The sequence below is a fragment of the Psychrobacter sp. 5A.1 genome (genome assembly GCF_030407455.1).
In the GTDB taxonomy this organism is placed as follows: domain Bacteria; phylum Pseudomonadota; class Gammaproteobacteria; order Pseudomonadales; family Moraxellaceae; genus Psychrobacter.
Window position 1 is genome coordinate 38,879 of the sequence record NZ_JASDDJ010000022.1, and the last position, 12,035, is coordinate 50,913.

The following is a 12,035-nucleotide window of genomic DNA, read 5'->3' on the forward strand; positions in this document are numbered from 1 at the left end:
TATTGGCAGTAAACTGTAACTTTCAATTACCTACCGCTCATAAATGTAAATAAGAGAGCGCAGAATATTTGTGGAGTAAGAATGACCATCCATATCGTGCTAGTAGCCCCAAAAATGCCAAGCAACACGGGCAATATCATTCGATTGTGTGCCAATAGTGGTGCGCAGTTGCATTTGGTCAGGCCGTTAGGATTTGAGCTAGATGATAAAAAGCTACGCCGAGCAGGCCTCGACTATCATGAATACGCGCATTTGCAAGTGCATGATGATTGGGCAGCAGCAAGGCAAGCGCTAAAAGCCGCTGACTGCCATGTGGTCACTGCATTGACAACCAAACTGAGCAAACCATTTTACGATTATAACTTTAGTGGGCCGTCGACCTTTGACACATCTAACAATCCTGTTATACCCAATATTGGGCTGGTTTTTGGTTCTGAGACAGCCGGTCTGGCAGATGATATACGTGAAGACATCGGTGCGGATAACTGGCTGAGATTGCCAATGCTGGCTGATTCACGCAGTTTGAATTTGTCAAATAGCGTCGCTATATGCTTATACGAGATATGGCGACAGCAAGAGTTTGTAGGCGATGAAGGTCGTAGTGTCGGTTACGAAACTTTGACAGTCTACGACCCAAAATAGCGACAGGTTTAAAAGACCGTTACGTATCTAAAAAAGGTTGCGTACCAAATGAGCAGTGAGATACTGCTCATTCATCTATGCTGAGTCTTTAATAAGATATCGAGCGTATCTGATAGACATCTCTGATAGGTAGCTCTTATAGACAGTTTGGTGGTTTGGGTAAGCCTGCCAAGCGGTTGACATGACGCGCAACCAAACCTGTATTAAACAATTGCTGTAGCTTTTGATTGCTAATATCTTGTTCTGGTAAAGTCTTTTGTAGCCATTTGATCAATGGACGGGTTGCTGGCGCGTGATTAAATTTGTCAAAAAACGCGCGCACTTGTTGCAAAACTTCTAAATGCTCATCGCTCAGATTGACCTCTAGTGTGTCTGCCAGTTGCTGTGCGATAGCAGGCGTCCAAATCGTATGATCACACAGATGACCGTCTTGATCTAATTCAATATTAGCCGCTGTTACTGTAGCGTTGTGAGTCGTCATATCATTATTCATAAGGCAATGGTCACCACTTTATCAAACGAACTGTCTTGAGTCAGCTTGACCCAGGCCTCGTCCGTTAAAATACCAGTCAATTTAGTCTCTAAATTTAGCTTGCCAGTCGTATTTGCTGTGAGCTGTGCTACGTCATCTGCTAATGCATAGATACCAGCAATGCCGTCTATATCGCTATCATTCAAATAAGCATTGAGCCAGTCGATAAAAGCAGGGGTGGCGCCGAGCAGAAGGATGCTGTCGCCGCTGCGCCAAGTGCGAGACATCTCCTCAGTACTGCGTCTAAGGGTATCCATCGTGCTGTGCAATTGATATAAAGTTGCCATAAAGGTGTCCGATTGCGTGCTTTATTATTTTATATAAAGCGTTATATAACGACTTAAAAAGTCAATATCTGCTCAAAGTCTGGTGAGTTGATGACCTCTGGTACTAGTGTGAGCTGTGAGGCCAAATCTGTTGGCAACATACCAGTGACCCAGCCACTAAAGACATCGTCGGGTAGCCAAGCTGCGGGCATGTCGTAAAGCTCAAGTGACTGAATCATACCGTGCAATCGCGAATCAGATTGCATCAATAAGCCGAAAACAGGTGCGTCCAAATATAGCTGTACTTCATGACCGAATGTCGCTAGGGTTAATGCAAGCGCACAGCCTTCATAACTGGCTGCCTCAGTGGGCGTGTGTAGCTGAATTAATAATTTCATCATGTATTCCTAAATATATGTATCGCGACCAGTGATCTCAGTAGACAAACTATCAAACGACACATTATCAAAACTGTATCAAACGGCAGTCCTCTTGCATCACCATAGCCAGCTCACTGAGTCCCACTAAAGTAAATCCTGTCGCAAGATTGGCACCGTCAAGCTGATGGCGCGCGCTGTTATCCGTATCACTCACACCGCGGCTCAGTGCCGTACTGACACAAACGGGCAGTGATAGCTGATACTGTTCAGCCAGATTTTGCCATTCTTTGGTCAAGTCTATTTGATCGGCTGACTGCCAGCGTAAACCGTTTGCGATATGTGCTGAGTCGCCATAAAAAAATACATTGAGCAATGGTTTTTCAGTGATAGGGTTGTCGCTAGCGTTTGTATCCTTGACGTCAGTACTACTGGCGCCTGTATTGTTATTGATTTCATGGCTACTCGCTACGCTCTTCAGATAAGCGCGCGCGTAGCGTAGTGCCAAATTCGCCAATGGGTGACTGGGGTCAGCGGTAATCAATAGTAATGGGGTAGTGGTCGTCATCGTCATAGGTTGCGGTATCACAGGTTATAAATAAGAGTTTAGAGAGTATGATTGAGCTGCTATCAATGCTTTTGATAAAGCATGCGCCTCGATCTTTTTATTATAGCGCTTGCACTTATTTTTGTATGAAAACATGCCCTAATTATACAAAATACAGCGGCTCATACAGTTATTTCACCATATTGCTATGCCACAATATTGTCATGCCAAGAGGCTGTTTTAGTCGTTGCAATAACTTGTCGCCATAAAAAGAGGTCTGTCATCGCTATCCAAGATGTTTATGCTAACATAAAGCGCTTAAAATCAAATAGAGCCACTGTTACTGAACGTGGTTTTATCTCTGGCATTGGCAATTGAGTATTATTATTTGATGCTGTGACTGCCTCGTAAGAAAAAACAATAAACTTATGAGCTGGGTTCACGTAGTCTTACCATTCTATGTAAGGAGTTTTTTTTACTATGTTACCTGCTATGTTACCAACTATGCCCTCACGTATGAACAGTGGTACAGAGTATCAGCCTACAGCAGAACAGCGACAAGTACTGCAAATAGCGAGTGAATTTGCTTATCAGATTTGGGAAAGCCGAACGGTTTCATGCCAAACGTTTTTGCGCAGCTATCCACTGAACAGTACATTGACCCGTCAGCAGATCGATGATCTGATCCAAGATTATACGTTAGATGAAAATTACCAGCTCGCTGATGAAACTAAGGTCATGAGCGGTTTGCGCCATTTGCGTACGCTGTTGATGATGCGCTGGATTTGGCAAGACGCCTTGCAGATGATCAGTCTCGAACAATTGACCGATGAGCTGTCTGAATTTGCAGATGGCTGTATCTCTTTTGCTAAAGATTATACCTATCAGCACTTGGTTGCCAAGTATGGTGAGCCGACCTTTATCAATGCCCAAGGCAATATGCAAATCGATGACATGGCCATCATGGCCATGGGTAAGCTTGGCGCGCAAGAATTGAATCTATCGAGTGATATTGACTTAATCTTTGTGCATCAAGCGCGCGGCGAGACCAATGGCGATAAAATAAATAGCACACGTAGCATAGACAACAAACGTTTTATGACCAGATTGGGCCAAGGCATCATAAAGCTGCTGGATAATAAAACCGCTGACGGTTTTGTTTTTCGGGTGGATATGCGCTTACGTCCATGGGGTGATGGGAGTGATTTGGCCATTCATCTGTCCGCATTGCAAAAGTATTTTACGATGCATGGGCGTGCATGGGAGCGTTTTGCTTGGCTAAAGGCACGCGTAGTTGGACAGATAGATCAGCCGTTTTATGATGAGATACAGGCACTGATTAAGCCGTTTGTCTTTCGCTATTATGTGGACTATAGTGCTTTTTCAGCACTCAGAGAGATGAAGTCTCTGATTCAAAACCAAGTTGCGCAGCGTGAAGACTTAGACAACATCAAGCTAGGTGCGGGTGGTATCAGAGATATTGAGTTTATCGTACAGGCCTTTCAGCTTATCTATGGCGGTCGGCATCCACAGCTGCAAGTCAAACCTTGTTTGCAAGCGATGCAAGTGTTGTGCGAGCTTGGATATCTAGAGCCGTCAACCTACGAGCAGTTACAGGCAGCGTATCGGTTTTTGCGCCGACTTGAGCACGCTATCCAAGCGATTCATGATCAGCAGACCCAGCGCTTACCACACGATGTACAGTGGCAGCATAATTTGGCCATTACACTTGGGTTTGACAATTGGGCAGCACTCCTAACTCATCTCAATCAACATCGAGACCGTGTCAATGTTCCTTTTGAGCGTATGGTCACTGAGCGCCAAGTGCCAGATCAAGAAGACACCGATCTTGATCCAGAGCATCTTGATGAACAAATTGCCCGTTTAAATGAAGTATTAGCAGAAGACAGCCGCGCATTGCTACAGAATTTTTGGCAATCAAAAATGGTGGCCAACTTGAGTGATGAGGCCAGAGAGCGTTTGGACGATGCGTACCCTGTGATTGTCCATGCACTACTGGCACATCAAGAACAGCAGCAACTTGCCAATACGGCCTTGCCACGTCTTATCTCGTTACTCGAAGCAATTTGTCGTCGTTCTATTTATTTGGTCATGATTGCTGAAAATCCCAATGCAACGATTGAGTTGATTCCGATGTTATCCGCCAGTCCGTGGATCGCAAAAGAGCTGGCGCAATATCCTGTGTTGTTGGATACTTTTTTGCAGCAGCGCTATCGCCATCTACCAGATAAACGTGAGCTGCGCGATATACTACGCCAACAGCTACTACGCGTCGAGCCAGACGATGAAGAAGAGCTGCTAAGCGTCTTGCGACTATTTAAGAAAAACCAAGTATTGGCTGTCGCTGCTAGCGATGTATTGGCTGAGCGTCCGATAATGAAAGTGTCGGATTCATTGACTTATATTGCTGAAGTGGTGCTAGAGGCAGCATTAGAGCGTGCTTTTGCAGAGATTGTTAACCGTTATGGTTATCCTATTGGCCAAGATGGCGACCCAGTCACTGAAGCCGACTGTGGCTTTGCGATTATCGGTTATGGCAAGCTTGGCGGGTTAGAGCTGTCCTATTCTTCAGATTTGGACTTGGTATTCTTACACAAGATAAAAGAGCGAGGCATGACCACTGGTGAGAAATCAGTGAGTGGTATGAAGTTTGCCGCCCGTCTTGTACAAAAGCTGATGAATTATCTCAATACCCAAACACGCGATGGCCGCGCTTATGAGATTGACATGCGCCTGCGACCTTCAGGAAATGCTGGCATGATGGTCGTGTCTTGCCATGCGTTTGAAACCTATCAGATGGACAAAGCGTGGTCATGGGAGCATCAAGCACTGGTACGCGCACGTGCTATTTGTGGAGACAGACGAGTCACCGCTCTCTTTTGTGATATCCGCCGCGATGTGTTGTCGCTGCCACGGACACTGGATCAAGTACGTAATGAAGTCACCAGTATGCGTATCAAAATGCAAAAGCACCTAGGGACGAGCCAATGGCAACAACAAGCGGGCAAGTTCCAGCTTAAGCAAGATGCAGGCGGTATTGTCGATATTGAGTTTTTGGCACAGTTTGCGGTATTGGCCTACTCACATGAGCATTTGAGCCTGACCAAATGGAGCGACAACGTGCGTATTTTTGAAGAGGTGGCATTACTTGGTATTTGGGAGGAGCAGGTCTGCCAAGATCTAACGGATGCCTATCTGAGAATACGTGCCGCGACTCATCAATTGGCGCTGTCTGAGCAATCATTACTCGTTGATGAATCGCTTTGGCAAGAAACGCGTACCTTGGTGCAGTCACAATGGCAGCATCTAATGGGTGTCGAGCCAGACGATGAATAATATCGAAACTTGTATGATTAAGGTCTTGCCGATAGTCAAAGAGACGCTTAAACTGTAATGCTTTACGATACGTAAAAACGATGTAAGCACAAATCAAAAGAGTTCATTTGCCAATACGGCCAGTGATACAATCGGTCACACATCATCATAATGCTGTCAGTGGTTCGTCATAATGAAGCGATACTTTAAGCAATAAAAATTGACGCTGCGGTGTTATCGTAAGATATTGATCAATACTGTTAAATAAAACCTACCTAAAAAAGTTAGACATGAGCGCTAACATAAGGACTATAAAATGAATATGGCAACACAAGATGGTAAGCTTTGGATGAATGGCACGATGATTGAACAGCCAGATGCCAAAGTGCATGTGCTCACACATAGCCTGCATTATGGTATGGCAGTGTTTGAAGGCGTGCGCGCTTATCAAACTGCTGACAATCGTACGGCTATTTTTCGTCTAAAAGAGCATACCGAGCGTTTGTTAGGCTCTGCAAAAATCTTTCAAATGGATGTGCCTTTTGATGCGGCCACTCTAGAGCAAGCACACAAGGATGTCGTCAAGCAAAACAACTTGGCAGAAGCTTATATTCGTCCGCTTATTTGGGTTGGTGCAGAAAAACTTGGCTTATCTTCACGCGACAACAGCATCAATGCGATGGTTGCTGCGTGGCATTGGGGTGCTTATCTTGGTGAAGAAGGCATCAAAAATGGTATCCGTGTAAAAACTTCGTCTTATACGCATCACATGCCGAACGTGACCATGTGCAAGGCTAAAGCCTCTAGCAACTATCCTGTCTCTATCATGGCCAACCAAGAAGTCACTCGTAATGGCTACGACGAAGCTATTTTAATGGATCCACAAGGCTTTGTCTGTCAAGGTGCTGGCGAGAACTTATTCTTGGTAAAAAATGGCGAGCTACATACGCCAGACCTATCAGGTGGCGCATTAGACGGTATCACTCGTCGTACAATGCTACAGTTCGCTGCTGACTTGGGTATTAATGTTATCGAACGCCGTATCACTCGTGATGAGTTTTACTTGGCAGATGAGATATTTATGACAGGGACAGCTGCTGAAGTCACACCTATTCGTGAATATGATGACCGCACTATTGGTAATGGCGGCCGCGGTGAGTTGACTGAAAAATTACAGACCTTGTACTTTGATGTGGTCCACGGTCGTAATGAAAAATATATGGACTGGTTAAGCTTTATTGATTGATCATACAAATATGATTAAATATTTTTTAAAAGCTAAGACCTATATAAGTCTTAGCTTTTTTATGTTTTATCAAAACGTAGATTAACACATGAAGTGCAATACCAAAGAGCAGGTGAAAAAAAGACCTAAATGCGCTAGCATCAAAGTCATTATCCACCGCCAAAGTGAGACTGCAACCATGAGCTATACACATCTAAGCCTAGGTGAACGATATCAGATTTATGCCCTTAAAGGGGCACAACATAGTATTAAATATATAGCAGAAGCGTTAGGCAGAAGTCCAAGCGCCATATCAAGAGAGCTTAGACGCAATAAAAGCCTATGAGGCTACCGACCAAAGTATGCAGACGACAAGGCTAAAGCGAGGCATGCAAACAACGCCTTCACTATTGTTTTAAACGTCTGGAACTGGGTTGTTGATAAGCTTAAGTTACAGTGGAGTCCTGAACAAATAGCAGGCGTTCATAGTGGCATCAGCCACATGAGTATCTATCGTTACCTATGGGTCGATAAGAGACAAGGCGGCAGGCTATGGCAATATTTAAGACGCAAAGCCAAACCTTATCGTCAAAGGCTTACCGTTGAGACTCGTGGGCGTATCAGTGACAGCGTTTCAATTCATGAGCGCCCTCAAATAGTAGAAGACCGATCACGCGTTGGTGACTGGGAAGCAGATACCGTTATCGGTCAACATCACAAACAGGCCATCGTAACAGTAGTAGAGCGAAATACTGGGCTGCTTAAGATGAAACGGGTCACTAAAAAGAGTGCGCATCTGGTAGCGGGTGCGATGATAAATCTACTAACCCCAGTTAGACTACAAGTTAAGACGATTACGTCCGACAATGGCAAGGAGTTTGCTGAGCATAAAGAGGTAAAAAGACGCCTTTACAGTAGATTCTACTTTGCGGATGCTTATGCCTCATGGCAACGAGGAACAAACGAAAATACCAATGGCTTGATTAGAGAGTACCTGCCTAAAGGGTGTGACTTTAGACAGGTATCTGATGATGAAATACAGGCTATTGAAGATAGAATAAACAACCGACCAAGAAAGCGGTTAGGGTTTAGAACGCCAAACCAGGTGTTCTATAATATTATTTAGCGTTGCACTTGGTGTGTTAATCTAGGAAACAGAAAGAAGTATGTTTTACTCAATTATAATATGAAAATTATCTTTATATTGCTTGGTTTGTTTGCAGAATACTAACAGCTGATCGCCACGTAGTTTTTTAACATCGGGCGAAGTTTGCTAATGTAAGTAGGCAATACTTTAATAGCTACTATTTTCCAAAATTTAGTGTTATTAGGGCGTGTCCTCATTTTAGCCATTTTTAACCCATTTAGATGACTATCGATTGAATTGAGGACGCGCCCTAGTAAGCTAGTTAGGGCAAGTTTATTTATATAGCTTAATTTGATATTTATTAAGATTAAAAAATATCACCGCTTATTATGGCTTGCTCAAAGCTTGCACCATCACAGTCTTTCTCAGTCAATTTGAGTTCTAGATCTTCAACTGGCCAGTTAATATCTAAACTATTATCATTCCATAGCATAGTTCGCTCACTTTTCTTGTGATAATAGCTAGTGGTTTTGTACAAAAACTGAGTATTGTCTTCGAGTGCGATAAAACCATGTGCAAAACCTGCAGGTATCCAGAATTGACGATGATTGGCTCCAGTCAGTTCTAGACCTACCCATTGTCCAAAAGTAGGTGAGTGCTGACGAATATCTACTGCTACATCCCAAGCCCGCCCTTGTACTACTCGTACTAGCTTGGCTTGAGCAAAAGGATTTAGTTGATAATGTAAGCCACGCAGTGCTCCTTTTTGGGAGCTGGAATGATTATCTTGGACGAAGTTCGGTGCTTCAAACCCACGTTCGTTTAACAAAGTGGCGAAACTTTTTTGGTTAAAGCTTTCCTTAAACCAGCCACGGTCATCTTCAAAAACGCGCGGCTCAAGGATTAATAGCCCTGGTATCTTAGTTTCAGTGATATTCATAATGGATATACTATTATAGTCATGAAGTTAGTGTTGATGCTCTTGATGTAATTTTAATAAATATTGCCCATAACCTGTCTTTTTGAAAAAATTGGCACGTTCTAGCAATTGAGAATCATCAATCCAACCGTTGTGATAAGAGATTTCTTCAAGGCAGGCTACTTTAAGACCCTGACGATGCTCAATAGTTTGTACGAACTGACCAGCCTCTAGTAATGAATCGTGAGTACCAGTATCTAGCCAAGCAAAACCACGTCCTAGTAGTTCGACATTAAGTTGCTTTTGTTCTAAATAAGCATTGTTAATGTCAGTAATCTCTAACTCACCCCGATGTGATGGTTGCACATTTTTAGCGATTTCTATTACTTGATTATCATAAAAATATAAACCGGTCACTGCGTAATTAGATTTAGGCTGAGTGGGTTTCTCTTCAATACTGAGTGCTTTACCATCTTGATCAAATTCTACTACACCAAAACGCTCAGGATCACTCACATAGTAACCAAATACTGTTGCTCCTGATTCTTGCTCAGTCGCTCGGCGTAATTGTTGGCCAAAGCTTTGGCCGTAGAAGATGTTATCTCCTAATACTAAGCAAACATTATCGCCACCAATAAACTCTTCACCTAAGATGAATGCTTGAGCTAGGCCATCGGGTGAAGGCTGAACTTTATAAGATAGTTTTATTCCTAGATCATCGCCATTACCAAGTAGCTTTTCAAAATTTGGTAAGTCTTCTGGAGTGGATATGATTAGAATTTCACGGATACCTGCAAGCATCAGTACCGATAAAGGATAGTAAATCATAGGCTTATCGTATATTGGAAGAAGCTGTTTCGATGTGCCTAGGGTGATAGGATGCAAGCGTGAGCCGGAACCCCCAGCAAGAATAATCCCTTTACGGTTGGTTTGAATCATGATAATAGCTCTCCTAGTACTTGAGCAACACCTTGCTGCCAATTTGGCAAGTGCAGTTTGAAGTGAATTTGTAGTTTTTCAGTATTTAAACGCGAGTTGAGCGGACGTTTTGCAGGGGTAGGGTATTCTGATGTTGGAATAGGGTTTATGCGTTTTACAAGTAACTTTGTATTCATTTCTTTTTGTGCGGTCGCAAAGATAAACTCAGCATAATCAAACCAAGAACATTCACCTTGTGCTGCTAAGTTATAATGTCCAAGCAGACTACTGGATTGTTTTTTTAATAAATAGTAACGTAGTGCTTGTGCAGTAATATCAGCAATCAAAGCGGCTCCAGTTGGCGCGCCAATTTGATCAGCAATGATGTTAAGCTCTTCTTTAGTTTGAGCAAGTTTTAACATGGTTTTGATAAAGTTGCTGCCATGGGTGCCATATACCCAACTGGTGCGAAAGTTAATAAATCTTGCACCACTTTGCTCTAAAGCAATTTCGCCATCATACTTAGTCTGGCCATAGTTATTTATAGGCATCCTACTGTCTGTTTCTAGCCAAGGCATATCTCGGATGCCTTCAAATACATAATCGCTAGAGTAATTAACCAGCAAGCTATTAAACTGTTTAGACAGAATAGCTAAGTTCTGAACAGCTAGATGGTTGATTAAATCGGCCTGCTCATAATCACTTTCAGCGTTATCTACAGCAGTATAAGCGGCTGCATTTATAACTATATCAGGCTCTATGGTAGCATAGAGCTGCTCTATAGCGGCAAAGTTGGTTATATCACCACACAACCCATTATCATTCATTTGACGATCTAGTGAAATAATGTGTCCTAATGGCTGCAAAGCACGCTGCAACTCCCAGCCAACTTGACCGTTCTTACCCAGTAATACAATTTTCATAATCGTCTTATCAGTATTTTTATTGGTTTTATCTATTATTGATACTGTTGAGTTACCCAGTGTTGATACTCACCACTTTGCACATGTTCAATCCATTCTGAATTGTTTAGATACCATAGAACGGTTTGGCGTAAACCTGAACTGAAGGTTTCTTGTGGTGCCCATCCCAATGATTTCTGAATTTTACTGGCGTCAATAGCATAACGCAAGTCATGTCCAGGACGATCTTTCACATAGGTAATAAGTTCATCATAACTTGTAACACCGTGAGGTTTATTAGGTGCCAGTTCTTCTAATAACGCACAGATCGTTTGCACGACTTCAATATTGGTATGCTCGTTGTGTCCACCAATATTATAAGTTTCACCTGTCTTACCTTCGGTAGCGACTAAGTATAAGGCACGGGCATGATCTTCAACATATAACCAATCTCTAATCTGTTGCCCATTGCCGTATACAGGTAAAGGTTTACCCGCCAATGCGTTTAGAATGACTAACGGTATTAGCTTTTCTGGGAAATGATAAGGACCGTAGTTGTTAGAGCAGTTAGTAATTACAACTGGAAGACCATAAGTCCGATTCCAAGCACGTACGAGATGGTCTGAACTAGCCTTGCTGGCTGAGTAGGGAGAGCTTGGTGCATAAGGAGTTGTTTCAAGAAATAAATCATCTGTGCCTTCTAAATCTCCGTAGACTTCATCAGTTGAGATATGATGAAAACGGAAGTTACTTCTTGTATCGTCGCTTAGCGTTTCGTAGTAATGTCTAGCCACTTCCAATAAGGTATATGTACCAATAATATTAGTTTGCATAAAGGCAGCTGAACCAGTAATAGAGCGGTCAACGTGCGATTCTGCTGCTAGGTGCATCACGATATCTGGCTGAAAATTGGCGAAGTGTACTTCCATAGCTTGCTGATCGCAAATATCAGTTTGGGAAAACTGGTAACGTGTGCTGTCTGATACGCTAGCTAATGATTCAAGATTACCCGCATAAGTAAGCTTATCTATATTTAAGACAGAGTCTGTGGTGTTAGCTATAATATGACGAATAACGGCTGAACCGATAAAGCCTGCACCGCCTGTGATTAATATTTTCATGAGTGTACCACCATAGTTGAATTTTGCTATCTTGTTGCTATTGTAATCAAATTCATACTTATTTTTCTAAATAAAAATAAATTAATTACTGTAATCTAGAAAATGACAGTTATTGTTGACTTTAGTTTTACTTTTTTTCTTATAATCTATCTTAATATAATTA

The 12,035-nt window shown here is 42.6% G+C and carries 12 protein-coding genes and 1 pseudogene; 5 read left to right on the forward strand and 8 right to left on the reverse strand.

Going from position 1 to position 12,035, the window contains the following annotated elements; translation table 11 throughout:
- Positions 1 to 81 precede the first annotated feature (81 nt).
- Positions 82 to 642, forward strand: a complete 561-nt coding sequence (locus QL982_RS06820; RefSeq protein ID WP_290162466.1) for a tRNA (cytidine(34)-2'-O)-methyltransferase — start codon at positions 82 to 84, stop codon at positions 640 to 642.
- A gap of 136 nt (positions 643 to 778) precedes the next feature.
- Here the strand turns inward: QL982_RS06820 and QL982_RS06825 are convergent, their stop codons facing one another.
- The 4 genes from QL982_RS06825 to tusD all read right to left on the reverse strand — a co-directional run bounded on the left by QL982_RS06825 (position 779) and on the right by tusD (position 2,391).
- Positions 779 to 1,123: a TusE/DsrC/DsvC family sulfur relay protein gene (locus QL982_RS06825; RefSeq protein ID WP_290162468.1), complete on the reverse strand. Its 345-nt coding sequence runs from the start codon at positions 1,121 to 1,123 to the stop codon at positions 779 to 781.
- An 8-nt stretch (positions 1,124 to 1,131) separates the two neighbouring features.
- Positions 1,132 to 1,461 (reverse strand): hypothetical protein, encoded by a 330-nt coding sequence (locus QL982_RS06830; RefSeq protein WP_290162470.1) that lies wholly within the window; start codon positions 1,459 to 1,461, stop codon positions 1,132 to 1,134.
- Between the two features lie 53 nt (positions 1,462 to 1,514).
- Positions 1,515 to 1,838, reverse strand: a complete 324-nt coding sequence (locus QL982_RS06835) for a hypothetical protein (RefSeq protein WP_290162472.1) — start codon at positions 1,836 to 1,838, stop codon at positions 1,515 to 1,517.
- Positions 1,839 to 1,905: 67 nt separating this feature from the next.
- Entirely contained in the window at positions 1,906 to 2,391 is a 486-nt protein-coding gene (gene tusD, locus QL982_RS06840) for a sulfurtransferase complex subunit TusD (RefSeq protein WP_290190239.1), read from the reverse strand.
- A 465-nt stretch (positions 2,392 to 2,856) separates the two neighbouring features.
- Between tusD and glnE the strand changes: the two genes are divergently transcribed.
- The 4 genes and pseudogenes from glnE to QL982_RS06855 all read left to right on the forward strand — a co-directional run.
- Positions 2,857 to 5,721 carry a bifunctional [glutamate--ammonia ligase]-adenylyl-L-tyrosine phosphorylase/[glutamate--ammonia-ligase] adenylyltransferase gene (gene glnE, locus QL982_RS06845; RefSeq protein WP_290162479.1) on the forward strand — a complete coding sequence of 955 codons (2,865 nt, stop codon included), beginning with the start codon at positions 2,857 to 2,859 and terminating at the stop codon, positions 5,719 to 5,721.
- Positions 5,722 to 6,016: 295 nt separating this feature from the next.
- A complete protein-coding gene (locus tag QL982_RS06850; RefSeq protein ID WP_290162476.1) occupies positions 6,017 to 6,946 on the forward strand; it encodes a branched-chain amino acid transaminase in 930 nt (309 codons plus the stop codon).
- Between the two features lie 178 nt (positions 6,947 to 7,124).
- A complete protein-coding gene (locus QL982_RS14540; RefSeq protein ID WP_356645171.1) occupies positions 7,125 to 7,271 on the forward strand; it encodes a helix-turn-helix domain-containing protein in 147 nt (48 codons plus the stop codon).
- A 15-nt stretch (positions 7,272 to 7,286) separates the two neighbouring features.
- Positions 7,287 to 8,051, forward strand: a pseudogene (locus QL982_RS06855) (IS30 family transposase); the annotation flags it as partial.
- A 328-nt stretch (positions 8,052 to 8,379) separates the two neighbouring features.
- Here the strand turns inward: QL982_RS06855 and rfbC are convergent.
- Genes rfbC through rfbB form a run of 4 tightly spaced genes read right to left on the reverse strand, consistent with a single transcriptional unit; the run spans position 8,380 to position 11,872 of the window.
- Positions 8,380 to 8,952: a dTDP-4-dehydrorhamnose 3,5-epimerase gene (gene rfbC, locus QL982_RS06860; protein ID WP_290165432.1), complete on the reverse strand. Its 573-nt coding sequence runs from the start codon at positions 8,950 to 8,952 to the stop codon at positions 8,380 to 8,382.
- 27 nt (positions 8,953 to 8,979) lie between these two features.
- A complete protein-coding gene (rfbA, locus tag QL982_RS06865) occupies positions 8,980 to 9,870 on the reverse strand; it encodes a glucose-1-phosphate thymidylyltransferase RfbA (protein ID WP_290165434.1) in 891 nt (296 codons plus the stop codon).
- Complete coding sequence (gene rfbD, locus QL982_RS06870) at positions 9,867 to 10,772, reverse strand: dTDP-4-dehydrorhamnose reductase (protein WP_290165436.1); 906 nt, start codon at positions 10,770 to 10,772, stop codon at positions 9,867 to 9,869. The genes rfbA and rfbD overlap by 4 nt, the downstream gene beginning before the upstream one ends.
- Before the next feature lie 35 nt (positions 10,773 to 10,807).
- Positions 10,808 to 11,872 carry a dTDP-glucose 4,6-dehydratase gene (rfbB, locus tag QL982_RS06875; RefSeq protein ID WP_290165438.1) on the reverse strand — a complete coding sequence of 355 codons (1,065 nt, stop codon included), beginning with the start codon at positions 11,870 to 11,872 and terminating at the stop codon, positions 10,808 to 10,810.
- Between the last annotated feature and the right edge of the window lie 163 nt (positions 11,873 to 12,035).

Bases quoted from the DNA above. Each gene is read 5' to 3' on its own strand.
- QL982_RS06825 (WP_290162468.1), bottom strand. From the start codon at position 1,123: ATGACGACTCACAACGCTACAGTAACAGCGGCTAATATTGAATTAGAT.
- rfbB (WP_290165438.1), bottom strand. From the start codon at position 11,872: ATGAAAATATTAATCACAGGCGGTGCAGGCTTTATCGGTTCAGCCGTT.
- rfbA (WP_290165434.1), bottom strand. From the start codon at position 9,870: ATGATTCAAACCAACCGTAAAGGGATTATTCTTGCTGGGGGTTCCGGC.
- tusD (WP_290190239.1), bottom strand. From the start codon at position 2,391: ATGACGATGACGACCACTACCCCATTACTATTGATTACCGCTGACCCC.
- glnE (WP_290162479.1), top strand. From the start codon at position 2,857: ATGTTACCAACTATGCCCTCACGTATGAACAGTGGTACAGAGTATCAG.
- rfbC (WP_290165432.1), bottom strand. From the start codon at position 8,952: ATGAATATCACTGAAACTAAGATACCAGGGCTATTAATCCTTGAGCCG.
- QL982_RS06830 (WP_290162470.1), bottom strand. From the start codon at position 1,461: ATGGCAACTTTATATCAATTGCACAGCACGATGGATACCCTTAGACGC.
- QL982_RS14540 (WP_356645171.1), top strand. From the start codon at position 7,125: ATGAGCTATACACATCTAAGCCTAGGTGAACGATATCAGATTTATGCC.
- QL982_RS06850 (WP_290162476.1), top strand. From the start codon at position 6,017: ATGAATATGGCAACACAAGATGGTAAGCTTTGGATGAATGGCACGATG.
- QL982_RS06835 (WP_290162472.1), bottom strand. From the start codon at position 1,838: ATGAAATTATTAATTCAGCTACACACGCCCACTGAGGCAGCCAGTTAT.
- QL982_RS06820 (WP_290162466.1), top strand. From the start codon at position 82: ATGACCATCCATATCGTGCTAGTAGCCCCAAAAATGCCAAGCAACACG.
- rfbD (WP_290165436.1), bottom strand. From the start codon at position 10,772: ATGAAAATTGTATTACTGGGTAAGAACGGTCAAGTTGGCTGGGAGTTG.